At 64.9% G+C, this 24,278-nt stretch carries 24 protein-coding genes; 16 read left to right on the top strand and 8 right to left on the bottom strand.

What is annotated here, in order from left to right; genetic code table 11:
- The first annotated feature begins 41 nt into the window (after window positions 1-41).
- The 7 genes from C486_RS17595 to C486_RS17570 all read left to right on the top strand — a co-directional run bounded on the left by C486_RS17595 (window position 42) and on the right by C486_RS17570 (window position 7,774).
- Complete coding sequence (locus C486_RS17595) at window positions 42-2,771, top strand: DNA-directed DNA polymerase (RefSeq protein WP_008458584.1); 2,730 nt, start codon at window positions 42-44, stop codon at window positions 2,769-2,771.
- 225 nt (window positions 2,772-2,996) lie between these two features.
- Complete coding sequence (locus tag C486_RS17590) at window positions 2,997-3,908, top strand: ABC transporter ATP-binding protein (RefSeq protein WP_008458582.1); 912 nt, start codon at window positions 2,997-2,999, stop codon at window positions 3,906-3,908.
- A 60-nt stretch (window positions 3,909-3,968) separates the two neighbouring features.
- Window positions 3,969-5,399 carry a Fe-S cluster assembly protein SufB gene (gene sufB, locus C486_RS17585; protein ID WP_008458580.1) on the top strand — a complete coding sequence of 477 codons (1,431 nt, stop codon included), beginning with the start codon at window positions 3,969-3,971 and terminating at the stop codon, window positions 5,397-5,399.
- A gap of 1 nt (window position 5,400) precedes the next feature.
- Window positions 5,401-6,621, top strand: a complete 1,221-nt coding sequence (sufD, locus tag C486_RS17580; RefSeq protein WP_008458578.1) for a Fe-S cluster assembly protein SufD — start codon at window positions 5,401-5,403, stop codon at window positions 6,619-6,621.
- Between the two features lie 90 nt (window positions 6,622-6,711).
- The gene (locus C486_RS17575) at window positions 6,712-7,206 is read left to right on the top strand and encodes a hypothetical protein (protein WP_008458577.1); all 495 of its coding nucleotides are present in this window, start codon (window positions 6,712-6,714) and stop codon (window positions 7,204-7,206) included.
- Window positions 7,203-7,343, top strand: a complete 141-nt coding sequence (locus C486_RS21430; protein WP_155945801.1) for a hypothetical protein — start codon at window positions 7,203-7,205, stop codon at window positions 7,341-7,343. The genes C486_RS17575 and C486_RS21430 overlap by 4 nt, the downstream gene beginning before the upstream one ends.
- Entirely contained in the window at window positions 7,340-7,774 is a 435-nt protein-coding gene (locus C486_RS17570) for a metal-dependent transcriptional regulator (protein ID WP_008458574.1), read from the top strand. The genes C486_RS21430 and C486_RS17570 overlap by 4 nt, the downstream gene beginning before the upstream one ends.
- Window positions 7,775-8,064: 290 nt before the next feature.
- Here C486_RS17570 and C486_RS17565 read toward each other — a convergent pair whose 3' ends face one another.
- The 3 genes from C486_RS17565 to C486_RS17555 all read right to left on the bottom strand — a co-directional run bounded on the left by C486_RS17565 (window position 8,065) and on the right by C486_RS17555 (window position 12,117).
- The gene (locus C486_RS17565) at window positions 8,065-9,867 is read right to left on the bottom strand and encodes a phospholipase D-like domain-containing protein (RefSeq protein ID WP_008458572.1); all 1,803 of its coding nucleotides are present in this window, start codon (window positions 9,865-9,867) and stop codon (window positions 8,065-8,067) included.
- 117 nt (window positions 9,868-9,984) lie between these two features.
- Window positions 9,985-11,325 (bottom strand): HEAT repeat domain-containing protein, encoded by a 1,341-nt coding sequence (locus tag C486_RS17560; RefSeq protein ID WP_008458571.1) that lies wholly within the window; start codon window positions 11,323-11,325, stop codon window positions 9,985-9,987.
- A gap of 66 nt (window positions 11,326-11,391) precedes the next feature.
- Window positions 11,392-12,117 carry a protein sorting system archaetidylserine synthase gene (locus C486_RS17555; RefSeq protein WP_008458569.1) on the bottom strand — a complete coding sequence of 242 codons (726 nt, stop codon included), beginning with the start codon at window positions 12,115-12,117 and terminating at the stop codon, window positions 11,392-11,394.
- 107 nt (window positions 12,118-12,224) lie between these two features.
- Here C486_RS17555 and C486_RS17550 point away from each other — a divergent pair, with 107 nt between their 5' ends.
- On the top strand, window positions 12,225-12,656 hold the full coding sequence (locus C486_RS17550; protein ID WP_008458567.1) for a cupredoxin domain-containing protein: 432 nt from the start codon (window positions 12,225-12,227) through the stop codon (window positions 12,654-12,656).
- A gap of 191 nt (window positions 12,657-12,847) precedes the next feature.
- Here C486_RS17550 and C486_RS17545 read toward each other — a convergent pair whose 3' ends face one another.
- The 4 genes from C486_RS17545 to C486_RS17530 are packed head-to-tail and all read right to left on the bottom strand — an operon-like array spanning window position 12,848 to window position 15,496.
- Window positions 12,848-13,486 (bottom strand): 30S ribosomal protein S3ae, encoded by a 639-nt coding sequence (locus C486_RS17545; protein ID WP_006185248.1) that lies wholly within the window; start codon window positions 13,484-13,486, stop codon window positions 12,848-12,850.
- Window positions 13,479-13,814 (bottom strand): KEOPS complex subunit Pcc1, encoded by a 336-nt coding sequence (locus tag C486_RS17540; protein ID WP_008458565.1) that lies wholly within the window; start codon window positions 13,812-13,814, stop codon window positions 13,479-13,481. The genes C486_RS17545 and C486_RS17540 overlap by 8 nt, the downstream gene beginning before the upstream one ends.
- Entirely contained in the window at window positions 13,811-15,016 is a 1,206-nt protein-coding gene (locus C486_RS17535; protein ID WP_008458564.1) for a hypothetical protein, read from the bottom strand. The genes C486_RS17540 and C486_RS17535 overlap by 4 nt, the downstream gene beginning before the upstream one ends.
- 6 nt (window positions 15,017-15,022) lie before the next feature.
- Window positions 15,023-15,496 carry a 30S ribosomal protein S15 gene (locus C486_RS17530; protein ID WP_008458562.1) on the bottom strand — a complete coding sequence of 158 codons (474 nt, stop codon included), beginning with the start codon at window positions 15,494-15,496 and terminating at the stop codon, window positions 15,023-15,025.
- Window positions 15,497-15,800: 304 nt separating this feature from the next.
- On the opposite strand from C486_RS17530, the gene C486_RS17525 reads away from it, so the two are divergent.
- From C486_RS17525 to C486_RS17505, 5 genes are all read left to right on the top strand, one after another.
- Entirely contained in the window at window positions 15,801-16,271 is a 471-nt protein-coding gene (locus C486_RS17525; protein ID WP_008458561.1) for a DUF5793 family protein, read from the top strand.
- A gap of 100 nt (window positions 16,272-16,371) precedes the next feature.
- The gene (locus C486_RS17520; protein ID WP_008458560.1) at window positions 16,372-17,538 is read left to right on the top strand and encodes an ABC transporter ATP-binding protein; all 1,167 of its coding nucleotides are present in this window, start codon (window positions 16,372-16,374) and stop codon (window positions 17,536-17,538) included.
- 108 nt (window positions 17,539-17,646) lie between these two features.
- The gene (locus C486_RS17515) at window positions 17,647-18,282 is read left to right on the top strand and encodes a DUF998 domain-containing protein (protein WP_049910684.1); all 636 of its coding nucleotides are present in this window, start codon (window positions 17,647-17,649) and stop codon (window positions 18,280-18,282) included.
- 69 nt (window positions 18,283-18,351) lie between these two features.
- Entirely contained in the window at window positions 18,352-18,630 is a 279-nt protein-coding gene (locus tag C486_RS17510) for a UPF0058 family protein (RefSeq protein ID WP_006186471.1), read from the top strand.
- Between the two features lie 48 nt (window positions 18,631-18,678).
- Entirely contained in the window at window positions 18,679-21,402 is a 2,724-nt protein-coding gene (locus C486_RS17505) for a DUF7527 domain-containing protein (RefSeq protein WP_008458558.1), read from the top strand.
- A gap of 242 nt (window positions 21,403-21,644) precedes the next feature.
- On the opposite strand, the gene C486_RS17500 is transcribed toward C486_RS17505, so the two are convergent.
- A complete protein-coding gene (locus C486_RS17500) occupies window positions 21,645-21,950 on the bottom strand; it encodes a hypothetical protein (RefSeq protein WP_008458557.1) in 306 nt (101 codons plus the stop codon).
- 395 nt (window positions 21,951-22,345) lie between these two features.
- Between C486_RS17500 and C486_RS17495 the strand changes: the two genes are divergently transcribed.
- The 3 genes from C486_RS17495 to C486_RS17485 all read left to right on the top strand — a co-directional run.
- Window positions 22,346-23,710, top strand: coding sequence for an adenylosuccinate synthase (locus C486_RS17495; protein WP_008458556.1), 1,365 nt, complete (start codon window positions 22,346-22,348; stop codon window positions 23,708-23,710).
- Window positions 23,711-23,835: 125 nt separating this feature from the next.
- Window positions 23,836-24,030, top strand: coding sequence for a methytransferase partner Trm112 (locus C486_RS17490; protein WP_008458555.1), 195 nt, complete (start codon window positions 23,836-23,838; stop codon window positions 24,028-24,030).
- A 15-nt stretch (window positions 24,031-24,045) separates the two neighbouring features.
- A partial coding sequence (locus C486_RS17485; RefSeq protein ID WP_008458554.1) for a DUF7524 family protein occupies window positions 24,046-24,278 on the top strand: 233 nt, incomplete at its 3' end.

Raw genomic sequence — 24,278 nt, 5'->3', positions numbered from 1 at the left:
ATTGCAGGGGTTTTTATCCGCCGACTGCAAATCTCGGTATCATGACTGAGGCGGGCCAGACCGGACTCACGGAGTTCGGCGGCGACTCCGCGGAGACCGACGACCGGCCGGACGAAGAGGCGGTTGCCGTCGCCGGTAACGGCGGGTCCGACGCCGCGGAGGTGATCGACGTCGTCGAGGAAACGCTGCCCGAATCCGAGGACGACCTCGAACTCGCCGTGATGCAGGTCGACTACACGATCGCCGGCTACGGCGACGAGGAACGGCCGATCATGCACGTCTTCGGGCGGACGCCCGACGGCGAGTTAGAGCACGTACAGGTCGTCGGCTTCAAACCGTATTTCTACGCGCCGACTGAGACGCTCGAGCAGCCGCCGGAGGAACAGTACGACCGGTTGACTGGCAGTCGGGAGTACGACGAGGACGGCGAGCCCTACGAGAGTATTCGGGGCGAGAAACTCACCAAGATCTTCGGTCAGACACCCCGTGACGTCGGACAGGTCCGCGACGACTTCGACCACTACGAGGCCGACATCCTGTTTCCCAACCGGTTTCTGATCGACAAGGACGTTCGCAGCGGGATTCGGGTCCCCGAACGCCGCGCCGACGACGACTCGCTGGTCGTTCCCCACGACGAGGTCGAAGCGGTCGACGTCGACGCCGCTCCGCGCGTGAACACCTTCGACATCGAGGTCGACGATCGCTCGGGCTTCCCCGAGGACGGCGAGGAGCCGATTCTCTGTCTCACCAGCCACGACTCCTACCGCGACGAGTACATCATGTGGCTCTACGAGGCTCCGATCGGCGACGGCGAGATTCCGACCGAGATCACGGAGTACGACCCGATCGAGGGCGAGATCGACCACGACGTGCGGTGCTTCGCGGCGGAGGAGGCCATGCTCGAGGCCTTCATCGAGTACGTCGAGGAAACCGATCCCGATGTCCTCACGGGCTGGAACTTCGAGGATTTCGACGCGCCGTACTTCCTCGACCGACTCGAGGAGCTTTCAGGCTCCCACCACGAGTACGATCTCTCGATCGATCGCCTCTCGCGGGTCGACGAGGTCTGGCGCAGCAACTGGGGCGGCCCGGACATCAAGGGTCGCGTCGTCTTCGACTTGCTCTATGGCTACCAGCGGATGGTCTTCTCCGAACTGGATTCCTACCGGCTCGACGCCGTCGGCGAGGAAGAATTGGGCGTCGGCAAGGAGCGCTACGCCGGCGACATCGGCGATCTCTGGGAGGGCGACCCCACGCAGCTGCTCGAGTACAACCTGCGGGACGTCGAGCTCTGTGTCGAACTCGACCGCCAGCAGGAGATCATCCCGTTCTGGGACGAAGTGCGCTCGTTCGTCGGCTGCAAACTCGAGGACGCGCCGACGCCGGGCGACGCGGTCGACATGTACGTCCTCCACGAGGCCCACGGTCGCTTCGCGCTGCCCTCGAAGGGCCAACAGGAGGCCGGCGAAGAGTACGAGGGCGGCGCGGTGTTCGAGCCGATTACGGGCGTCAAGGAGAACGTCACCGTGCTGGACCTGAAGTCGCTGTACCCGATGTGTATGACGACGATCAACGCCTCGCCGGAGACGAAGGTCGATCCCGACGAGTACGAAGGGGAGATGTACGAAGCGCCGACGGGGACCCACTTTCGGAAGGAGCCCGACGGCGTCAACCGCGAGATGATCACGGAACTGCTCGCCGAGCGCGAGGAGAAGAAAGAACTGCGAGACCAGCACGAACCCGGCTCGCCCGCGTACGAGCAGTACGACCGCCAACAGGGGGCGGTAAAGGTTATCATGAACTCGCTTTACGGCGTGTCTGGATGGGAACAATTCCGCCTCTATGACAAAGAAGCGGCATCCGCAATCACGGCTACCGGCCGCGAGGTCATCGAGTTCACGGACACGGCCGCAAACGAACTCGAGTATCAAGTTACGTATGGAGATACCGATTCGGTCATGCTCGAGCTCGGCCCCGGCGTCTCGAAGGAAGACGCCCTCGAGCAGTCCTTCGAGATCGAGGAGTACATCAACGGTCGCTACGACGACTTCGCGCGGGAGGACCTGAACGCCGAGGAACACCGGTTCCAGATCGAGTTCGAGAAGCTCTATCGACGATTCTTCCAAGCGGGAAAGAAGAAACGCTATGCGGGCCATATCACCTGGAAGGAGGGAAAGGACGTCAACGACGTCGACATCGTCGGCTTCGAGTACCAGCGCTCGGACATCGCACCGATCACCAAGGAGGTCCAACACCGCGTCATCGAGATGATCGTCCGCGAGGGCGACGTCGAGGGCGCAAAGGAGTACGTCAACGGCATCATCGAGGACGTACTGGCCGGCGAGATCTCGCTCGAGGAGATCGCGATTCCCGGCGGGATCGGGAAACGACTCGACAACTACGATACCGATACGGCCCAGGTCCGCGGCGCGAAGTACGCCAACCTGTTGCTTGGGACCAACTTCCAGCGCGGGAGCAAGCCAAAACGGCTCTACCTCGACCGCGTCGACCCGTCCTTCTTCGAACGGCTCGAGGCCGAGGAGGGGTTCGACGCCCGCACCGACCCTCTTTACGGTGCGTTCAAGCGCGACCCCGACGTCATCTGCTTCGAGTACGAAGACCAGATCCCCGAGGCGTTCGCGGTCGACTACGATAAAATGCTCGAGAAGACGCTGCAAGGGCCGATCGAGCGCATCCTCGAAGCACTGGACATCTCGTGGGACGAAGTGAAAAGCGGGCAAGAGCAGAAGGGACTCGACTCGTTCATGTGACTCGGGAAACGGACGGTGATCGAACCACATTCCGGAATCGGTACGCAATGCCGATTTGAAGTCCGTTTCTCGGTCGAAATCCGGATGCTGTATCACGGCCCTGTATCGGACTATCCGAACCGTGGTTTTCGAATCGGAAACTTATTTTGACTCTGCGGGACTGTATCCAATTGGATACGAAACCGTTATCAGTCATACGACCCACTATCCAGACGACAGAATACTATGGCACGCCTCGAACTCAACAATCTGCATGCGGAAGTAGCGGACGGCGACGAGACCATTCTCGAGGGCGTCAACCTCGAGGTTCAGTCGGACGAGATCCACGCGCTGATGGGACCGAACGGCTCCGGGAAGTCGACGACCGCGAAGGTCATCGCCGGCCACCCGGCCTACGAGGTCACCGAGGGCGACGTCCTGCTTCACCTCGAGGACGACGAGTTCGGCGAGGACATCGAGATCGACGAGGAGCAGCGCACCTGGAACCTCCTCGAACTCGAGCCGAACGAACGCGCCGCGCTCGGTATCTTCCTCGGCTTCCAGTATCCCGCGGAGATCGAAGGCGTCACGATGACGAACTTCCTCCGAACGGCGCTGAACGCCAAGATCGAGGAGCGCGAGGAACTCTTCGAGGACGAGGAGGGTGACGAGTCCGACGCGGCGGACGACGAGGGCTTCGAGTCCTCGCCGATGGAAGGCCCCGCGGACGAGGGTGAAATCGGTGTCGCCGAGTTCCAGCAAATTCTCCAGGAGAAGATGGAGCAACTGGAGATGGACGAGAAGTTCGCCCAGCGCTACCTCAACGCCGGGTTCTCCGGCGGGGAGAAGAAACAGAACGAAGTGCTGCAGGCCGCCATCCTCGAGCCCTCGATCGCCGTCCTCGACGAGATCGACTCCGGACTCGACATCGACCGCCTGCAGGACGTGTCCAACGGAATCAACGCCCTGCGCGACGAGCAGGGCACCGGCGTCCTCCAGATCACCCACTACCAGCGCATCCTCGACTACGTCGAGCCCGACCACGTCCACGTGATGCTCGACGGTCAGATCGCCAAGAGCGGCGGGCCAGAGCTCGCCGAGAAGCTCGAGGACAAGGGGTACGACTGGGTCCGCGAGGAAGTCTACGGCACCGCGTAACCGGATTCGACTAGAACAACCGTAATAACGCTACAGCCGTAACCACAACTACATCAACCAATGAGTTCCGATCAAGACCACCTACAAGAGACAGACACCGAGGCCCGGTTCGAGTTCAAGAAGGAAGAGAACGCCGCGGTCCGATCCGGGAAGGGCCTGACCGAGGAGGTCATTCGCATGATCTCCGAGGACAAGGACGAGCCCGACTGGATGCTCGAGCGCCGCCTGCGTGCGCTCGAGCAGTATCACAACATGCCGATGCCGTCCGGCTGGCCCGGCATGCCCGATCTCTCCGAACTCGACGTCGAGGAAATCATCCCGTACATCCGACCGGACGTCGACAAGCGCGAAGGCGTCGACGACTGGACGGAGCTGCCCGACGAGATCAAGGACACGTTCGACAAGCTCGGCATCCCGGAAGCGGAGAAGAACGCCCTCTCGGGCGTCGGTGCCCAGTACGAGTCCGAGGTCGTCTACCAGAACATGCAAGAGCAGTGGGAGGAGAAAGGCGTCATCTTCTGTAACATGGATGAGGCCGTTCGTGAGCATCCCGAGCTCGTCAAAGAGCACTTCATGACGACCTGCGTGCCGCCGAGCGACAACAAGTTCGCCGCCTTGCACGGGGCCGTCTGGTCCGGCGGGAGCTTCGTCTACGTCCCCGAGGACGTCACCGTCGAGATGCCGGTCCAGGCCTACTTCCGAATGAACTCCGAGGGAATGGGCCAGTTCGAGCACACGCTCATCATCGCCGAGGAAGGGTCGGAAGTCCACTACATCGAGGGCTGTTCCGCGCCGAAGTACGGCACCCACAACCTCCACAGCGGCGGTGTGGAAGTCTTCGTCGGCGAGGACGCTCACGTCCAGTACTCGACCGTCCAGAACTGGTCGAAGAACACCTTCAACCTCAACACCAAGCGCGCCATCTGCGAGGAAAACGGTACGATGGAGTGGGTCTCGGGCAGCATGGGCTCGAAAGCGACCATGCTCTACCCGTGTACGATCCTCAAGGGCCGCGGGTCGACCGACACCCACATCACCATCGCCTTCGCGGGCGAGGGCCAAGACATCGACACCGGCGCGAAGGTCTACCACAACGCGCCCGACACCAGCTCGACCATCGAGTCCAAGTCGATCTCCAAGGACGGCGGCCGCACCAACTACCGCGGGCTCGTCCACATCGCCGACGGCGCGGAGAACTCGAGCACTGCCGTCGAGTGTGACGCTCTGATGTTCGACAACGAGTCCACGTCGGACACCATGCCGTACATGGAGATCGAGGAGTCGAAGGTCGATGTCGCCCACGAGGCGACCGTCGGCAAGATCGGCGACGAGGACATCTTCTACCTCCAGTCCCGCGGACTGGACGACGACGACGCCAAGAAGATGATCGTCGCCGGCTTCATCGAGCCGATCACGGAGGAACTGCCGATCGAGTACGCGGTCGAACTCAACCGTCTCATCGAACTCGAGATGGAGGGGAGCCTCGGATAATATGAGCGCAGGAACACAGGTACACGCCAATCTGACCGAAGAACAGGTACGCGAGATCAGCGACGGACTCGACGAGCCCGACTGGCTCACGGAGACCCGTCTCGAGGCCCTCGCGGCTCTCGAGGAACTCGACATGCCCGATGTCATCCGGACGCCGGGGCGAGACTGGACGAACCTCCACGACCTGGACTTCGAGTCCCTCGTCGATCCGCTCAACGCGGCCGAGGACAAAGATCAGGTCGGCCCCGACGAGGCCGAGGTCCTGGCCTGGAGCGACGCCGTCGCCGAGCACGAGGACCTCCTCAAGGAGCACTTCGGCAGTATCGTCGACCCACAGGAGAACTACCTGACGGCGCTCTCGACGGCGCTGTTTTCCACCGGGACGGTCATCTACGTCCCCGAAGGCGTCGACGCCGAGGACGTGACCGTCCGCACCGAGCAGAACTCCCGCTCGCTGTTCAACTACACGCTCGTCGTCACCGAGGAGTCGTCTTCGGTCACGATCCTCGAGCGCCAGTCGACCGGCGCAGAACAGGACGAACAGTACTACAGCGGCGTCGTCGAAGTCGCCGCCGGCGAGAACAGTTACGTCCAGTACGGCAGTCTCCAGAACCTCTCGGAGGAGGCCTACAACTTTACCGTCAAGCGCGGCGTCGCCGACACCTACGCTACGATCGACTGGATCGAGGGCAACCTCGGGACCCAACTCACGAAGACGGAGGTCTCGACGACGCTCAGCGGCGATAGCTCCGAGACACAGATCGTTGGCGCGTTCTACGGCCACAACGACCAGCACTTCGACCTCGACGCGAAGGTCTGGCACCGCGCCGAGCACACGACCGCGGATCTCGTCACCCGCGGCGTCACCGACGATGTCGCCCGCTCGGTCTACGAGGGCGTCCAGGACGTCGGTGCCGATGCCTGGGACACCAGCTCATACCAGCGCGAGAATACGCTGATGCTCAGCGACGAGAGCGAGGCCGACGCCTCCCCGAAACTGATCATCAACAACCACGACACCGAGGCCAGCCACTCCGCGACGGTCGGCCAGATCGACGCGGAGGATCTGTTCTACATGACCTCCCGCGGTGTCGACCCGCGAGCGGCGCGTAACATGCTCGTCGAGGGCTTCTTCGTGCCCGTTCTCGAGGAGATCGACGTCGACGAACTCCGCGACGACCTCGAGGAGCTGATCGGCGCTCGACTCCGACAGCGCGACTGATCGCTGTCGGTCCCTGTACCTCCCGCCGTTTCGCGTTGTCGCCGTCCGCGCTCCGAGACGACTAAGTAACCACGGCTCCCTTGTCGTGATATGAGCCTGGGACAGCGTGTCTCGAGCGACCACCAGCTGACCCGATTGCTCCAGATCGGGGTCGTGCTGGAGGAACTCGTCGAGTCACGCGCCGCCCACCACATCGAGTCCCTGCCCCCCGAAGAGCGGGCGGAATTCGACGAGGAGGTGGAAGAGTTACTCGCGGAGGCCGCGACCGAGTCGGCCGAACACCGCGAGCGACTCGAGGCGCTGATCGACGATCTCGAGGCGGAAACGGTCGGATACGAGGAGATCAACGCACTGGTCGACGCCCAATACGGGCCGCCGGAGGACACGGACGGCGTCCTCTACGACCAGTTGGCCAACGAGGAAACGGCCTACAAGTTCTACGACGACCTGATCGAAGCGATCGAGGCCTCCGAGTCCGAGTTCGCCGTCGACCGCGAGCGGCTACTCGAGACGCTGTACAGCATCCGCGAGGAGGAAAAAGAGGGCGTCGAGGAAGTGACCGAGGTCATGGAGCAGCGAGCATGATCAGGGTGAGCGCCACGATCGCGGCCACCGAAGTGACCGCGTTGACGCCGTCCGCGACACGCATCGACGCCCGGCCGCGGGTGCGCCGGCGAGGGATCGACACGGCACGGAACGCGACCGACGGAGGGATGGCATGAACACTGCAGATCAATACCTCAAAGCGATCTATCTGGCCCAGCGCATCGAGGACGGCCCCGCATCGACCGGCACGCTTGCGGATCTCCTCGAGGTGAGTCCGGCCAGCGTCAACGAGATGATCGGTAAGCTCGAGGAGCGGGAACTCGTCGACCACGAGAAATACAAAGGTGCCAGTCTGACCGACGAAGGGCTCGAGCGAGCACACAATGCCCTCCAGACCTACTGCATCATCGAGCGGTTCCTCGCGAACGTCCTCGAGGTCGAGGAGTTTCGTGACGAGGCCCGCGCACTCGAAAGCGTTATCGACGATACCGTCGCGGAACGCCTCGACACAATCATCGACCGGCCAGCCCAGTGTCCCGATTGTTTCGATGCCGAGCAGGACTGCTGTGAACTGCTCGAACTCGAGGCCAGCGGTCGGGCCGACTGAGTCGGGTCGGTTGGACCCGTATACCGGTGCTGTTTTATAGGGATAGCAGAGAGGACTAGGAGACGGCACGGTCAGACAGCTACCTTTCAGCGCGCGTGGTTTCCACGTGTGTTCACCTGACTGACCTACCCCGTCTCTCAAATACCCACGAGCGGTTGCTATCGCGGTCGGAGTGCCGTACTGACCACTACGGGGACACGTTCTGCAGCGCAACATTGGGAGCGACTGCTGTACCGAATTCGGTGAGAGCGACCGACGAAATCACGGATTTCACCGTACGACACGCCCGGTCAGGGATCGCTGGACCCGTCCCGATCGCCGAATCGGACGTAGCGTCGGCCGACGATCGCCCCACCCGCGAGGGCGATGACGACCGCGACGCCGAGGCCGATCGGGAGCGACTGTGAGCCGCCCGCCCAGTCCGCTTCGAACACGTCGGCGTAGTACTTCGCGGCCGCCACGCTGTGGAGCGCGACGAGCACCTCGCGGTTGTTCTCGAGCGAGTTCGAATTCCAGTTCGCACTGCCTACGATCGCCGTCTCCCGATCGATCACGACGCCCTTGGCGTGGATCTTCTCGAATCGATCGGTGTCCTCAACGAGGCGGACCTCGAGCGGGAGGTCCTCACGGTCGGCGACCCGCTCGAGGTCGGCGGCCAGGGCTTCGTTTTCGTCGGCGTTGTACCACGTCGAGCCGAGCAGGAGTTTGACATCGACGCCGCGGCGGGCCGCCGCGAGGGTTGCCTCGAGCAGCGAGACGTCGCCGTCGATACTGGGCTGGATGACGAGGATCTCGTCATCGGCGTCGGCCAACAATGCCTGCATCCGGCCGTCGGCGTTGTCCGGCGCGAGCAGGAGTTCGGCGGATTCGACCGGGACCGTCGCCGGATCGTGAGTCGTCGGGAACTCGGGATCGGCTTCCGCCGACGAGAACCCCTGTGTCTCGTCGTCGACGAACGTGGTGTTCGCGCGGTAGGCACTGCCGGCCGTCGTGTCTCGGCCCTCGAAATCGGCGCTGAAAACCGTCGCGAGTCGGGCTGCGAGCGCCTCGCTTTCGAGGCGGACCCCCCAGCCGCGACTGCTCTCACCGCCGACGCCAGCGGGTTTCCAGTTTTCAGTCATGACCAGCACACGGTCGTCGACGACGGCGTACTTCGGGTGGTGATACCGGTAGCGAGCGTTCTCGCCGCCGATGACCCGGACGTCGACGCCACCGGACTCGAGCGTCTCGAGGACGCTCTCGGTCGGTGCGGGCGTGCCGCCGACCGGGCTCGCCTCGAGGAGGACGGCGACGTCAACGCCGCGGTCGGCCGCGTCGACGAGGTCGGCGACGATCGCGTCGGAGGTGACGGTGTACCCCGCCAGCAGCAGTCGATCGTCCGCGGTTCGGATCGTTGCTCGCGGAACCTCGGGGGTGTCGGGAAGGACGAATGCCGTCGCCTCGTCGACCGCAGTGCTCGCGACGGGGAGACAGGTCGCACCTGTGGGCCACCATCGACCGCTGTTCCTGTCGTCCGCTCCGTTAGTGGTCGGTTCCGTTCGGTACCATCGCGTTGCCGTCGGCGCGCGATCGTAGGTGACCGAATCGATCTCGGTCGTAGCGTTTTGGAGTCGGAGTTCGTCACCGTCGTTCGCGAGCTGGAGACGGCCCTCGAGTGCGAGGACGGGTGCGTCGGTCAGCGTCCGCGTGACGTTCGGAGCAGTGCTCAGCGCGACGCGGCCGGAAATCGTCTCGTTCGGGAGGGCTGCCGTCGTGTGGCCGTCAGTGAGGGAGACGTTCTCGAGTCGCGTTTCGGGCGGGGTCTCGAGGACGACGAACTCGCCGACGTTGCCGTCGGTCGCTGGGTTCGGGGCGATGGTGGCGATCCGCGGTCGCGCCGGTGTGTCGGTCGGCGGCGGGCTCGTGGCCGTCGCCGTCGTATCGCCCGCTCGGGACGGACAGTCGAGGGCGGTCGCGTCCGGGCTGGCAGGTGCTTGAGCGATTGGCCGGCCGTCCGCCGTCGCTCCGTCGGCGACAAAGCCCGCGGCTAGTGCGGTGCTGGCGACGAGACTACACACGAACGCCGCGACGAGGGCCACACGCCGGAGGGTCATCGCTCCGTCTGGCCGCCCTTTCGTACTTAAATCCGCGGGAGAATTCGACCGTCTCGCGCTACCTGCGGACGGGTGGGTCGGACCGGACGGATCGAATCGGTTCTATCCTGTCGCTCGTCAGGCCGCGGGCTCGAGGTTCACGCCCTCGGCTTCGGCCTGGACGAGATAGGCCCGGTCGTCGTCGTAGTCGGCGACGATCTCGAGCGCGTCCTGGGTACCGATGCGGTTGAGCGCCCACGCGGCGCTGGCCCGGACGCGGTCGGCCTCGTCGTCTTCGAGGACGTCCGCGAGCGGGTCGATGGCGCGCGTGTCGCCGATGAGTCCGAGCGCGCGCGCAGCCCAGCTGCGGACATCGTCCTCGTCGGCGACGAGTTGTTGGGCGATCGGCTCGACCGCGTCCGCGGCACCGATTTCGCCGAGCGCGCGGAACGCCGGCCGCTGGAGGTTCGGGTTGGAGTCGACGTAGTCGACCAGCGTGTCGACGATCTCCTCGTCGTCGACGCCGATCTTGCCGAGGATCCGCATGGCGGCTTGATCGCGCCGGTTTGCCTTCTGAAGCATCGGGTCGATGGCCTCCTCGGGACCCATCCGCTCTAAGGCCTCCATGCAGTGGTCCTCCATGAAATCGGAGTCGAAGGTCTCGAGCGCGAGCAGGATCTGCTCGACGTTGCCCTGCTTCTCGTGGACCTTGAGTGCGTGCCACTCCGGCGGGAAGTCCTTGACGTGGTCGAGCACGTCGTAGTACCCCTCCCGGCGGAGCTGTTCGCGGATCTCGAGGTCGGTCCACTCGGTCGCGTCATCGATCTCGCTCTGGAGGTCATCGGCCGCCTCGAGCAGCCCGGCGATCGTTTCGGCGTCCTCGTCGGCGTCGAGGGCACCGTCCGCCACGGCGTCGGCCGCGTCGTCGAGGGTCGCCTCGAGTCGGGCGGCGACCTCGTCGTCCTCGTCGGCCAGCGCCACTGACGCTCCGAGCAGCCCCTCGAGTTCGTCGAGGAAGCCCTCGACCGCGTCGATCAGTTCGGCGTTGCCCTCCTCGGTCCAGCGAGTGCTCGTGATCGTGTCGCTCGCGTCGTCGATTTCGCTCACGACGTCCTCGCCGTAGGGACCGCGCTGGTCGTCCAGGTCGGACCCCAGGTCCGAGAGAGCGCCCTCGAGCTCGTCGTACTCCGCCTGCAGTTCTTCTTCGGGGGCGGGGTCCTCGTCTTCGTCTTCCTCCTCGTCGGTCTCGGGCGGCTCCGGTACCTCGACGCTCTCGAGGTCGGCGCGGACGGAGTCGAGATCGGCCTCGACGACGTCTAAGTCGTCTTCGGTCTCGGCCGCCTCAAGGGCTCCCTCGAGTTCCTCGACGTCGGCCGCCACGGCGTCGAGTCGCTCGCCGATGGCTTCGAGATCGACGGCGGTTCCGTCCGGCTCGGCCTCGTCGGCCGCGTCGTCACCGTTTGCCTCGTCCTCGCTCATGGTCCCACCTCGGGACGACGCCGACGCGTGACTGTGTACATACTCTACGGTCGTGTCAGCACGGCCCTAAGCGTTTCCATGCACGTCGACCTCGCCGGTCCGTTCGGCGTCGCCCCAGTACAACCAGGGACTGCACGTCATGTACGCCAGCCCGAGCGTCAGGAGGGCGTAGGGAAACGTTCGACCGGCGAAATCGGGGACGAGGATCGCGAGCGCGTGGACGACACCCATGATCGCGGCGTCTCGAGCCAGGAGATCGGGATACCGGATTCGCGAGACCATCAGGTAACAGAACGCACCGGTCACTCCGAGGACGAGCCACGGCCGAAGCTCGCCTGCGAGAATCGCCGCGCCGAGCACCGTCGCGGCCAGCGTCGTCTGGACGCCCTCGGTGTGGCTGCCGGCGATGTCGTAGGCGGTGTACATCCCCAGACGGGTAACCGCCATCGCGACGAACAGCGCACAGACGACCGTCACGAGCAGGAGTGCGGGGGTAATTGACTCGAACCCGATCCCGAAGCCCTCGGTAACGACGACGAAGGAGAGGACGGCGGGGGCGACGGCGAAGGAGGCGACGTCAGCGAGCGAGTCGAGATAGGGGCCGGCATCGGTGCCGCCGTAGCGACGCGCGAGGATGCCGTCGAGGCCGTCCGCGATCGCCGCCAGGAGGATGAGGCGGGCGGCCAGCCCGATGTCGACGACCGCGACGACGACCGCGACGAACCCCAGAGCGGCGTTGGCGATCGTCACCGCGTCGGCGACACCCAACCGACCGACGAACCGGGGAAGCATATGCCCGGATTCGGCGGGGCGTTACCTTACGTGTTTTCGTTTCCGCAGGCGGCGTTTTCGAGAACCGAACCGGGGCGGTTATACCGCGACTCTTCGTACGGTTTGATATGCAACGGCGCGCCTGTCTCGCCGCCGTCGGAACCGCGCTCTCAACGACCCTGGCCGGGTGTTCGTCCGTCCTCAGCGCGTTCGACGACGACCCCTGTGGCGGCGAGGACTGTCACATCGGAATGAACCGCACCGAGTTCACGCCCGCCGTCTACGAAGTGTCGGCCGGCGATACGGTCGTCTGGAAGAACACCAGCGAGGCCGACCACACCGTCACGGCCTACGAGAGCGGCATTCCGGACGAGGCCGAGTACTTCGCGTCCGGCGGCTACGATAGTCAAGCGGCCGCGCGTGAGGCCTGGAAGGACCGCGGCGGCCGCCTCGGAACGCGCGATACGTTCGAACATACCTTCGAGATACCGGGGACCTACGAGTATTTCTGTATTCCACACGAGAATGCCGAGATGATCGGCGAAATCGTCGTCGAGTAACCCTCCAGTCGGGTCCCCGCCGCTGTAGATGGGCAGTCCCTCTCGAGCGACGCCGCTCGATTCCATCGCCGATGAATCGATGGCTGTCGGTTCGAGTCACGGCGGCGGAAGACAGCGGGCGCTACGCGGCGTTCGACCGCAAAAGATCGAATCGCGCCCCAGCGAGACTCGAGTCGACTCGCGGATCGCGATCAGTCCGCGGAGACGTCGTCTTCGTCGACGTCGACCGCGGTCGCTTCCTCTTCGGCGACTTCCTCGGGGTGGGCCTCGAGGGTGGCCTTCTGGATCTCGACGCGCCGCAGCGGGTAGATCGTCTTGGCCTCGCCGTAGATGCCGGAGGAGAGCCGTCCCTCGACGACGCTGTCGATGAGTTCCTCGAAGGAGCGCTCCTCGGCCGCCTCTTCGATCATCTGGACCATCCGTTCGCGGATGGCCTTCTCCTGGCTCGCGTCGGCCTTCTTGGTCGTGAACGCGACGGGCTGGATCTGCACGCGGTAGTCGTCCGTCGTAAGGACGGTGACGTAGGCCTCGATCTTCGAGGCACCGCGACGGACCAGCGAGCGCAGGTAGTCCCGCGTCAGGGAGTGTTCAACGAACTCCGTGTACGCGCTGTCGCTGCCGACATCGGTAATCTTGAAGGTCAGCTTGGTGTTGTTCTCGCTGGCGTTGTTGTTGAGTTCGCCGAGCGTCGTTTCGAGCGTTCGGCCGTAGACTTTGTCCGGTTCGTCAGCGGGGGTTTCGCCGAGTTCCTGGCGATCGAACTGCTCGGGTGCCAGAACGGTGTACCACCGCTTTTCCTGTTTCGCACGTGAAACTGATCGTTCACTCATTGTGTGTTGTGTCTGAGTCGGTATCGTGATCGGACACAGGTCCCGTGTCCGTCGGTCGGTCGTCCTGTACGGGTCGCGCCTGCGATGCGATGTCGATCGCGACTGCGAGGTTGACGACGTAGTCGTCGACCGTCGATTGCAGGCCGCTGGTCGTCTCGCGGTCGATCCGCGTGACGACCGTTCCTGTGCGATCGTCGCCGTCGGTCCCGTCGACGACGCCGTCGCGCTCGACGGTCGTCGTCATCTCGTCGGTGTTGTCCGGGTCGAGCGCCCGTGCGACGAGCGTCGCATCGTCGTGGTCCGTCCGAATCGTCGCGCGCCGGCTCATAGCAGGTCCCTCGCTGCCGCGATGATCGCCGAGTCGTCCACGTCTCCGTCGTACCGAAGGTAGCCCCGCCGCCGGCCGATGTCGTACTCGACAGCGGTACCGTCGGCGTCCGTATCCGCCCCCTCGAGATCGCGCGCGATTCCCTCGACGGTCGCGCCGAGGGGTTCGGGTTCGCGGGTCGCGATCGCCGCCTCGCCGTTGCCGACGGTGAGAACGGCCGGCTCCGGCGACCGGTAGGCCGCCGCAATCGCCGCGACCGCCTCGACGGGACCGTCGTCGATGCCGACGACGAACAGCCCGTCGTAGCGGCCGGTCGACGCGCCCTCGAGCGCCGCGTGGGCGCGACGACCGCGCTCACGCCACGCGTCGAGTGCGGGCTCGCGCAGGTCGTGGCCAAGCACGAGTGCCGTCCCGGTTCCGGGGTCGGTCCGCGCCAGCGCCTCGAGCACGTCGGCGAAACCGCCGAGCGTCGCGAAGGGCGACGCGGGCGTGGCGTAGGGTCGCAGTGCCCGACCGATCGTCTCCGCGGCGGCGTCGGTCGCCTCGTCGGCACCGACGGTGTCGAGTGCGACGAGCGAGCCGATCGCGCGATGGTCGTCCGCGTCGAGCGCATCGGGATCGCCGGTGTCGACGCCCGAAAGCGCTTCGCGAGTCGCGTCGGGATCGCCCGACCACGGCGTGCGAAGGCGCGTCGAGTGTGCAAGCCCGTCGACCAGATCCGCGGTCGGTACCGCGACGCCCGGTCGCCGCTCGAGGAGCCCGCGCTCGCGTGCGGTCTCGAGGAGCCATTCGGTCTCGCCCGCACCGGGGTCGCTCCCGCCGGCGACGACGCCGGCGAGCGCGAGCACCGGGTCCGGCGTCGCACCGAGCTCGCGGACGAGATCGATGGCCTCAAGCGCTGCGGGTCGGTCCGTCGCCTCGAGTTCGAAGACGTGCTCGCCGTCGGCGGCCGCATCGGCGGCACCGACGACGACCGTCACGTCACCGTCGGTAGTCGGCGCTCGAGCCCGCTCGGATCGCTCCGTGACCGTCCGTCCGACGGTCACCTGAAACGGCGTCTCGCGGTCGTCGAGGGCGTTCGCGAGGAGGCCACTCGCCGCGATCGCGTCGCCGTCAGCACGGGCGATCAGGCGGACGAAGCCGGCGCTCTCGAGGACGCTCGTGGCGGACGCCGGCTCGGCGGATCGACCCTCGGTGGACATCTGGCGTTACGCGGTGTCTTCGATGAGTTCCTTCGCGAACTCGGGCGTGTAGGTGAAGTCCGCCTCGAGTTCGTCGCCGCGGTAATACGTGACCAGGCGACGAACCTTCGCTTCGGTGTTCTGCAGGGCACGCTTGTTCTGGTGGTCCTGCTGGTTTTGCTGGACGTGCTCGCGCAGACGCACGGCACGTTCCATCAGGTTCCAGAGGTCCTCGGGGATGTCCGCTCGCGCGTCGTTCTCCTCGAGGATCTCGGTGATCTTCTTTCCGGTTGCCAGCTTGATGTCGGGGATGGGTGTGCCGGTGACGCCTTCGTCACGCAGCTTCATCCCGATCTGGCTTGGATCGTGGCCCTGCTGTGCTAGTTCGACGACCCGGTCTTCGATGTCTTCGGGGTCGACGTCGCTCCACTCCGGCGGTTCGTCTGCCGACGGCTTGTCCGAACCGGACGAGCCGCGACGGCGGGGGTGCATTCGTGCCATTGTTGAGGATAGGAATCGCACTGACCGCTCAGTATACTGTCGAACGACAGTACTGGCTCTCGCCATGCACTTCCGCAATCCCAAGCCACCCGGAAGAGTGGGTGACACAGTCGGATTTGCGGCCGTGCGCTTCCCACGCTCACTTCCCGCGTCGGGGACTAAAGGGTTTCTACATCGCCATCTCACACGCGCGGTCGGCCGATCTCCGTCCCGTGTCTCTCCCGCCGCTCGATGAACTGTCCGTCGACCGCATTTTTTCGTGCGTTACGTTCATACCGCGGGAGTCCGAAGCGACAGGTACGGAATGAGGCGCGAGCACTTCACGTTAGACGTCACCAACATCGACTGGGTCGAAACCGACGGCGAGCCAGCGAAGCCATCGGTATCGATCGACTTCACCGGCCCGGCGACCATGCTTCGCGAGCGCCTCACTGGTCCTGACGGAGACGTTCTCGAGGCGCGCGAAACGGACGCGGCCCTCCGCCTGCAGGGACCGCTCGAGGACGACACCACGGGAGTAGTGAGCGTGACCAACCGCATCACCGGCGAGTTCATCCTCGAGCTCAACGAGGACGCCGAGGACGTCCTCCAGTTCATCCGCGCGGCGCGGGGGTACGGCGAGGATGCCGCCGACGATGAGGGTCGCTACGAGGTCGCGATTACGCTCGACGGGGACCCGTTCGTCAGCTACGACAAACGGACGTTTCTCGTCTACGATGACGAGGGAAGCTTGCTCCGCCAGCACAGCTTGATCCCCAGCGGCGTCGAACTGTAGCCGTCTCCGTTCGTTCTCACCGCCCAGGATCGGACCGGCAGTTATAAGCATTTAGGCATGCCTAAAGGGAATATACGCCGGCAGACGCCGGAGTCGATTTATGGCGAACGGACAACTACTCACGACGGCGGTCGAGGACGAAGCGCAGGCACCGACGACCGCGGAGACGGTCCTCGAACTCGACGGCGTCGCGAAACGGTTCGGGAGCGAAGACATCATCGGGGACCTCTCCCTGGCCGTTCGCGAGGGCGAGATCCTGACGCTGCTCGGCCCGTCGGGGTGTGGGAAGACCACGACGCTGCGCCTGATCGCCGGCCTCGAGAAGCCAAACGCCGGACAAGTCCGGCTGCAAGACGAGACTGTCGCCGGTGACGGACGGTTCGTCCCGCCGGAGGAACGCGGCGTCGGCGTCGTCTTTCAGGACTTCGCGCTCTTTCCCCATCTGACCGCTCACGAGAACGTCGCATTCGGCCTCCAGGAGTGGGCCGACGCCGAACGCGACGCCCGCGTCGACGAACTCCTCGAACTCGTCGGACTCACGGACCACGGCGAGGACTATCCGGACGAACTCTCGGGCGGACAACAACAGCGGATCGCGCTCGCGCGCTCGCTGGCCCCGGAGCCCGAGATGCTGTTGCTCGACGAGCCGTTTTCGAACCTGGACGTGGATCTGCGCGTCGAGATGCGCGAGGAGGTCCGTCGCATCATTAAGGAAACCGGCGTCACCGCCATCTCGGTCACCCACGATCAGGAGGAGGCGCTATCGATCTCCGACCGGGTCGCCGTGATGAACGACGGCGATATCGAGCAGATCGACACCCCACAACAGGTCTTTCAACAGCCCGAGTCGCGGTTCGTGGCCGGCTTCCTCGGTCATGCCAGCTTCCTCCCGGGCGAGGTCCACGGCGACCACGTCGAGACCGCACTCGGCCGCGTGCTCCGCGACGACGTTCACGGGCTCGCCCACCAGTACGACGGGAGCATCGTCGATCTGTTGGTCCGTCCCGACGACGTGACGGCCTATCCCGCCGCGGAAGCCGAGGCCGACGGCCGCGTCGTCTACCGACGGTATCTCGGCCCGACGGTCCTCTATCGCGTGGAACTCGACGGCGGCGAGACCATCGAGTGCATGCACAACCACTCCGACCGGATCGATCTCGATGAGCGCGTCGGCGTCCGCGTCACCGCCGACCACGAACTCGCGTGGTTCCCCGCCGACCACCGCACGGAGCCCGATGCGGACCAGGTTCCATCCGGTGCCGATTGACCGGCCACTCCCGCGCCCGACACTGTCTCCTCCCCGCTTTCGACGACTGCCAGACGTATTATCGTTGTCGACAGTGCTTTAATGAAGTTCTGAAGCATGTGATCCCTTATGTCTGGGCGGAGGCAAATCGCGACGGCCTGTGGAATCGCCGCACCGATCGTTTCGGTGAGTGCGATCCTGCTCTCGATCCTCGTTGCACCCCCGGAGACGTTCACCTGGCAGGGACGAACCCTCTCGGATATGGGTCGCTACGGCGCGCCGACGTTCGCGCTGTTCAACGGTGGCCTGATCGTGAGCGGACTCCTCGGCGTGCCGTTCGTCTGGCGACTGTGGCTCACGAGTCGTAACTCCGTCGAGCGTCTCGGGGTGGTTCTGGTCACGATCGCCGTCGTCGGGATGATCGGCGTCGGCGTCTTCTTCCTCGATCACACGGTAGTCTACCTCGATCGGAGCGTCCACGGTGTCGCGGCGGTGACCGTCTTCGCCGCCGCGCCGGTCGCGAGTTGGGTCTACGGCAGCGGGGCCGCGCTGGCCGGCGACGGCCGCGTCGCGGTCGCGTCGTTCTGGCTCGGAAACGTCCACCCGCTCGCTTGGTTCATCTGGCTGCTCACGGAGAACGACACCGCCAACTGGGTCGCCGTTCCCGAGTTCGTCGCCGCCGTCGCCCTCGCCGTGTGGATCATCTCGCTGGCACTCACGATCCGACGCCGGGACGACAGCGAACCGGACGGGCCGAACCGCTGAACGGTTTGGGCCGCTTTTGCGATACTCGGCCACACAACGCTTAAATCGAAACCGTCCCTAACGAGGTGTATGCATAAAGACGAACTCCTCGAACTCCACGAAGAACTCGTCGTCATCATGGAGTACTTCTCGGATCGCGAGGAGGTCGACGAAACGCTGTTCGATCCCTATCGTCAACTCGACGTCGATCCGTCCCACGTCCACAAGTCGAAAAGCGAACACAAACACGCGGTCTTCGTCCTCGGCAACGCCCTGGCGAGCGCGATGAGCGAAGACGAGTTCTCGAGTGCCGGTCGGATCGGCAAACGCATGAAGGAACTCGCCGAGGACGCGGAGTCGAAAATATAGACAGTATCTAGGCGAAACGTATTTAGTGTGGTTCTCGCTTGTTGAACTATGGACCCGCGCACGCAAGAGCGCGTCGAGGAGTGGGACTCCCGCCCGTTCAACGGTGGGTTCGATGGTCTCTCCGATCTCGCTGCCGCTGATTTCTCCGGTGCCGTGTCGGCTGTCGGCACGTGGGTATTCATGCTCAACGGCCGTATTATCGGCATCATCGACGGCGATATCGAGGACTTCGAAACCGCCTCTGGCACGCAGTACGAGGCCCCCCACCCGTCGCTTCCCCTGCTCTGTGCAATGGAGGAACGCGGCGGTGACACACGAGCGAAGTACTACACGAACGAGACGCCGCTCCGGGAGGTGGACAACACCCTCCAGAGCGGCTCGTTTACCGGCTACATCGAACTGAGCGAAAACGTCCTCAGCGGCGATTACTACGCCGTCTACTACGGCGGCCGGCGGATGGCCGCCGCCTACATCGGCAACGCCGAACGGCTGCTCACTGGCGACGAGGCCTTCGATCGAGCGGCCGACGAAGTCGGCATCTACGAAGTGACCGACGTCGATATCGAGGTGACTGACGTGCCGGGGACGGGCGAGGCAAGCGCCGGCTCCGGACCCACGGAGGGGACGACCGACCGCTCCGACTCGAGTCCGACGACCGGAACAGTTCCGGGGACCGATCCGGCAACGTCCGTCGCCGAGACGGACACGCCTGGCGGCGACGGTGCCGAGTCCGAACCCGGCGTCGGTGCGACGGACTCGGCGATCGATCCGATCGACATCTCGAGTACCGAGTCGACCGATACCGTCGGTGCGACGGGAAGCGAGTCGATCGAGGATGGGGCCGCGGACGATCCGTCCTCGCTGACGGGGGAGATCGATCTGACGGGCGACGCGTCGGGGATTACCGCGACCGACGACGCCACGTCGGAGTCCGACTCCGCTTCGAGCGGAATCACCGAGCCGGACCCCTCCGCCGCCGGTTCGGCTCCTGAGCCCGACCCATCCGCCGGGACGGACGCAGCTGCCGAGACCGGTCACTCCCAAGAGTCGATGCCATCGGACGGCTCCGTCGACAGTCAGGAACAGGGGGCACCCGAACGCGTCCAACGGGACGCGCGAGCGACTGCCGACGACACGACCGCACCCGCGACCGACGATCCCGTAGGGACCGACTCACCGCCAAGCGAGCCCGGGACGACCGATACTGCGTCGAGCGCGACCGACGACGGCGGAACCGGCGTGAGCATCGACGTCACCCCCGCAGACGGGGCGGATCCCGAGTCCGAGACCGACGGCGAGGCGGCGTCGGACTCGAATCCCGACCTCGCGGAGGTCGAGGCGGCGGCCGAGGAGTTAGAGCGCAACGATATCTCCTGGGTCGACGAGGAGGGGGACGATGGGCTGGCGGACGGATCGACGGCCGAGGACCCCACCGCCGACTCCGGTGACGCTTCCGCGGACGACGAGGACGGGTATCTCGACGAACAACTCGAACGCGAGGAAGCCTGGCGGGAGACGCGACGCATCCCGTCGATCGATCCCGACGACAGCGAACCTGCGGACGAACCGAGTACGAGCAGTGACAGCCGTCGTACGCGGACGGGTCGGTCGGCCGCCTCGTCGGCGGGTGCGGACGCTACGACCGCCGCCACATCGGACGGACAACGGACCGGTTCACGAAACGGGGAGCGGACGGCGGAGTCGACGGCGACCGAGACGCGTTCGGGGCGCTCCCAGACGGGAGGCCGCCAGCGGACGGCGGCCACGGCTCAGTCGGAGTCATCGGCCGACGGTCCGGCCGCCGATCGGAAGCAACAGCGAATCGACGAACTCACCGAGAAACTCGAGACGCTACAGGAGCAACGCGACGCCCTCGCGACGAAGGCCGAGGAACTCGAGGCTGAACGCGACCGACTGCGGTCGACGAACGACGAACTGTCCACGACGGTCGAGCGCCTCCAGTCCCGAATCGAAGACCTCGAGGCGGAACTGGAACGCGAGCGAACCGACTCCGGCGACGCCGCCGACTCCGGGGCTGCCGCCGAGACGCACCTCTCGGCCCAGCAGGCGCTTTCGGGGACGAACCTCTTCGTGCGGTACGCCTCGAAGAGTCGGCCAACCCTCGAGACGGCTCACGACGGCGACGCCGACCGCAGCGAGGTCGCGTCGAACCTCCGGCTCGAGCATCACACGCAGTTCGACTCGGCCGCTGCCGCGGTTGATGGGGAGCCGTACGCGGACTTCCTCCCGTCTTCGATGGAGTTTCGGTTCGTCGACTGGCTCACCGAGGTCGTCCTCTACGAGATTCGTGATACCGGTAACGCGGACAGTCTGGTTGACCTCTACGACGCTATTCCTCGCATCGATCGGGCCGAACTCGACGCGACGATCTCGCTCGAGAACGACGACACCGAGGACGTGCCCGACGAGCTGACCTTCGATATCGTCGCGTTCGACAAGATGGGGAACCCGTTGGTCCTCGTGACGCTCAACGACTCCCGGGAGCCGGCGACGAAGGAGATGCTCGAGGGCTTGGAGGAAGCAGCCTCCGCGATCAAAGCCAATTACCCGGATCTCGCGGCGGCGTTCGCCGTCACCTCGAGTTACTTCGAGCCCGGCGCGCTCGAGGTGGCCGAGCAGGCGACCAGCGGCGGCTTTCTCAGCCGCGGCTCGAAGCTGAGTTACGTCAACCTCTCGCGCAAGGACGGCTACCACCTCTGTCTCGTCGAATCACGCTCGGAAGGGTTCCACATGAACGTCCCCGAACTGTAGTCGACGAGCACGCACTCTAATTGCCGGCGTTTCGGACCAGGAGGACGGCAGCGAACGCCGCTCGAGCGACGGGTGTCCGATGGCTGACGCGGCCGTCCCGATCGCTGGGACCCGTGGCGACGAAGCCGAGACGAAAGCGGGGCGCTCCGGGAACGAAAAACGGCGATAAGATCGTCAGCGAGTCAGCAACGCGCGGGCTGCCGGTCGCAGGGGCGGGCGACAGCGCCGAACTGGACGAGAGACTACCCTTCGATCTCCGCGACGTCTTCGATCTTCATCCCGTTGAGTTTCTCGACGATGTCGTCGATCTTGCCGTCGAGTTCGTCAACGAATTCGACAGTCCGCTCGGTCTTGATCGCACCCTGACTCGAGGGCTCGATCAGGTTCTCCTCCTCAAGGACCCGAAGCGAGTAGCGAACCTTGTGGTGGGGATATCCGGTTTCGTTGGACATTTTCACGATCCCGATCGGTTCGTTCTCGATGACCATCTTCAGGACCTGGAGATGACGTTCCAGCATATCGACTTCCTTCTCAAGCCTATCTATCATGGCATTTGTTAACTTGTCTTTGGGCCTTTTAAAAGTTACTCTCGGCAACTGAACGGACCGGTTTCGACTAGATATCCGTTCCTGTCAGTAGTTAACGTTTCCGATCCCGGCGATTCGCGGGATCGGCCGGCCGGTTGGGCTCCGTCCGGCAGGGGTCTACACCCGGTCACGGGGGCGATAGACTGTGCTGTCGGCCGGTCCCGGGCACTCGGTTTCGGGGTCGACCACGGAACGGCAGTCCGGATGGTGTACCCTCCCTTGTGCCTGCACCTATATATACTGGTAGCTATCGAACCGAGCGACATGGCACATCCCACGGCCGACTCCGAACGCTGCTCGTCAGTTACCCGTATACCGAAATCTGTTTATCGGCCCGGGAAGAATCCGCCGCTGTTATGACCGTCACTATCGTCGGGTCGCAACTCGGCGACGAAGGCAAGGGTGGGGTCGTCGACCTCTACGGCGACGCCGCCGACGTCGTTGCCCGGTATCAGGGCGGCGACAACGCTGGACATACCGTCGTCCACGACGGCGAGAAGTACAAACTGTCGCTGGTGCCGTCGGGAGCCGTTCGCGGCAAGATCGGCGTCCTCGGCAACGGTTGCGTCGTCAACCCCGAGACGCTGTTCGACGAGATCGATACCCTCCGCGAACGCGGTCTCGAGCCGGACGTCCGGGTCTCCGAGCGCGCACACGTTATTCTCCCCTATCACCGCGCGCTCGACGGCATCGAGGAGGAAGAGAAGGAAGACCTCGCCGCCGGGACGACCAAGCGCGGGATCGGGCCGACCTACGAGGACAAGGCCGGCCGTCGCGGCGTCCGTGTGGGCGATCTGCTCGACTCCGACACGCTCCGCGAACGCCTCGAGTACGTCGTTCCCCAGAAGAAGGCCCTCGCCGAGGAGGTCTTCGACAAGGAGACCGGCGAGGCGTTCGATATCGATCACCTCTACGAGACCTACCGCGAGTACGGCGAGCGCCTCGCCGACGAGGGGATGACCGTCGACTGCGGGACCTTCCTCCAGAACCGGATCGACGCCGGCGACAACGTCATGCTCGAGGGTGCACAGGGAACCTCCCTCGACATCGACCACGGGGTCTACCCCTACGTCACCTCGTCGAACCCGACTGCGGGCGGTGCGACCGTCGGCACCGGACTCGGGCCGACCGTCATCGGGGACGGCGAGGTCATCGGTATCGTCAAGGCCTATCTCTCGCGCGTCGGGACTGGGCCGCTCCCGACCGAACTCGGCGGAGTCGAGGGACAGACGCCGGACTACGACGCGGCCGACGGTGCGGGCGCGGACGAAGAGGCGCTCGCGACCGCCATCCGCGACGAAGGCGGGGAGTACGGCACCGTCACCGGCCGCCCGCGGCGGGTCGGCTGGCTCGATATGCCGATGCTGCGCCACGCGGCTCGTGCGAACGGCTTTACCGGACTCGCGGTCAACCACATCGATGTCCTGTCCGGCCTCGACACGGTCGAAGTCGGCCACAGCTACGAGTTCGACGGCGAGGAAATCCTCACCATGCCCCCGACGACCGAACAGTGGAGCCGCTGTGAAGCCACGTTCAAGTCGTTCGACGGCTGGCCGGACGTCGACTGGACCGCGGTCGCCGAGGACGGGTACGAGGCGATCCCGGAGAACGCACGCACGTACCTCGAGTACATCAGCGACGAACTCGACGCCCCGATCTACGCCGTCGGCGTCGGCCCCGGCCGCGAGGAGACCGTCGTCGTCGAGAACCCGTACGAGTGACATCCTCCCCGGCGTAACCGCCGGGATTCTCCCGCTGATTACCGATCGGGTCCGGCGACGGGTCGCGAGCGACTCGCTCACGTCGTTCCCGAAACCTTTTGCTGTCGGCGGCAAGCCTACGTAGTATGAAGGAGTCGTTACTGGAGATTCTCTGCTGCCCGCTCGACAAACACGACTTGGAACTCGAGGACGCCGAGTACGACGACGAGGAAGTCGTCGGTGGCGATCTCGTCTGTACCGAGTGTGGCGAAGCCTACCCGATCGAGGACGGCATTCCGAACCTGCTGCCGCCGGATATGCGAGAGGAGACGCCGGCCTGAGCGGCCCCACCCATTATGTCCGGAACCGAGGTCTCCGTCCACGTCAACCGCGGGGCCGCCGAGGCGCTCGAGGCGACGAGCGAGACGCTCGAAACCAGCGCGTCGTTTTCGGTCCTGTTGTACGGCCACGAGACGCCGGCGCACGTCCATTGTCGTCTCGACGGTGACCTCGAACGGGTCGCATCCCTCGGGGAATCGAACTACTACGTCGAACCCGAGACCTGTCTCTTATACACATCTCTGATGGC

Origin of the sequence: Natrinema gari JCM 14663 (assembly GCF_000337175.1) — an archaeon.
In the GTDB taxonomy this organism is placed as follows: domain Archaea; phylum Halobacteriota; class Halobacteria; order Halobacteriales; family Natrialbaceae; genus Natrinema; species Natrinema gari.
The sequence above is the reverse complement of the archived record's forward strand: the minus strand, read 5'-3'. Positions and strand labels throughout refer to the sequence as shown.

What these genes read in the sequence shown, in the direction of transcription:
- C486_RS17565 (WP_008458572.1), bottom strand. Translation starts at nt 9,867, where the DNA reads ATGACCCTCCGGCGTGTGGCCCTCGTCGCGGCGTTCGTGTGTAGTCTC.
- C486_RS17575 (WP_008458577.1), top strand. Translation starts at nt 6,712, where the DNA reads ATGAGCCTGGGACAGCGTGTCTCGAGCGACCACCAGCTGACCCGATTG.
- C486_RS17500 (WP_008458557.1), bottom strand. Translation starts at nt 21,950, where the DNA reads ATGATAGATAGGCTTGAGAAGGAAGTCGATATGCTGGAACGTCATCTC.
- C486_RS17555 (WP_008458569.1), bottom strand. Translation starts at nt 12,117, where the DNA reads ATGCTTCCCCGGTTCGTCGGTCGGTTGGGTGTCGCCGACGCGGTGACG.
- C486_RS17510 (WP_006186471.1), top strand. Translation starts at nt 18,352, where the DNA reads ATGCATAAAGACGAACTCCTCGAACTCCACGAAGAACTCGTCGTCATC.
- C486_RS17590 (WP_008458582.1), top strand. Translation starts at nt 2,997, where the DNA reads ATGGCACGCCTCGAACTCAACAATCTGCATGCGGAAGTAGCGGACGGC.
- C486_RS17515 (WP_049910684.1), top strand. Translation starts at nt 17,647, where the DNA reads ATGTCTGGGCGGAGGCAAATCGCGACGGCCTGTGGAATCGCCGCACCG.
- C486_RS17520 (WP_008458560.1), top strand. Translation starts at nt 16,372, where the DNA reads ATGGCGAACGGACAACTACTCACGACGGCGGTCGAGGACGAAGCGCAG.
- C486_RS17530 (WP_008458562.1), bottom strand. Translation starts at nt 15,496, where the DNA reads ATGGCACGAATGCACCCCCGCCGTCGCGGCTCGTCCGGTTCGGACAAG.
- sufD (WP_008458578.1), top strand. Translation starts at nt 5,401, where the DNA reads ATGAGCGCAGGAACACAGGTACACGCCAATCTGACCGAAGAACAGGTA.
- C486_RS17570 (WP_008458574.1), top strand. Translation starts at nt 7,340, where the DNA reads ATGAACACTGCAGATCAATACCTCAAAGCGATCTATCTGGCCCAGCGC.
- C486_RS17550 (WP_008458567.1), top strand. Translation starts at nt 12,225, where the DNA reads ATGCAACGGCGCGCCTGTCTCGCCGCCGTCGGAACCGCGCTCTCAACG.
- C486_RS17495 (WP_008458556.1), top strand. Translation starts at nt 22,346, where the DNA reads ATGACCGTCACTATCGTCGGGTCGCAACTCGGCGACGAAGGCAAGGGT.
- C486_RS17505 (WP_008458558.1), top strand. Translation starts at nt 18,679, where the DNA reads ATGGACCCGCGCACGCAAGAGCGCGTCGAGGAGTGGGACTCCCGCCCG.
- C486_RS17560 (WP_008458571.1), bottom strand. Translation starts at nt 11,325, where the DNA reads ATGAGCGAGGACGAGGCAAACGGTGACGACGCGGCCGACGAGGCCGAG.
- C486_RS21430 (WP_155945801.1), top strand. Translation starts at nt 7,203, where the DNA reads ATGATCAGGGTGAGCGCCACGATCGCGGCCACCGAAGTGACCGCGTTG.
- C486_RS17595 (WP_008458584.1), top strand. Translation starts at nt 42, where the DNA reads ATGACTGAGGCGGGCCAGACCGGACTCACGGAGTTCGGCGGCGACTCC.
- C486_RS17535 (WP_008458564.1), bottom strand. Translation starts at nt 15,016, where the DNA reads ATGTCCACCGAGGGTCGATCCGCCGAGCCGGCGTCCGCCACGAGCGTC.
- sufB (WP_008458580.1), top strand. Translation starts at nt 3,969, where the DNA reads ATGAGTTCCGATCAAGACCACCTACAAGAGACAGACACCGAGGCCCGG.
- C486_RS17525 (WP_008458561.1), top strand. Translation starts at nt 15,801, where the DNA reads ATGAGGCGCGAGCACTTCACGTTAGACGTCACCAACATCGACTGGGTC.
- C486_RS17545 (WP_006185248.1), bottom strand. Translation starts at nt 13,486, where the DNA reads ATGAGTGAACGATCAGTTTCACGTGCGAAACAGGAAAAGCGGTGGTAC.
- C486_RS17540 (WP_008458565.1), bottom strand. Translation starts at nt 13,814, where the DNA reads ATGAGCCGGCGCGCGACGATTCGGACGGACCACGACGATGCGACGCTC.
- C486_RS17490 (WP_008458555.1), top strand. Translation starts at nt 23,836, where the DNA reads ATGAAGGAGTCGTTACTGGAGATTCTCTGCTGCCCGCTCGACAAACAC.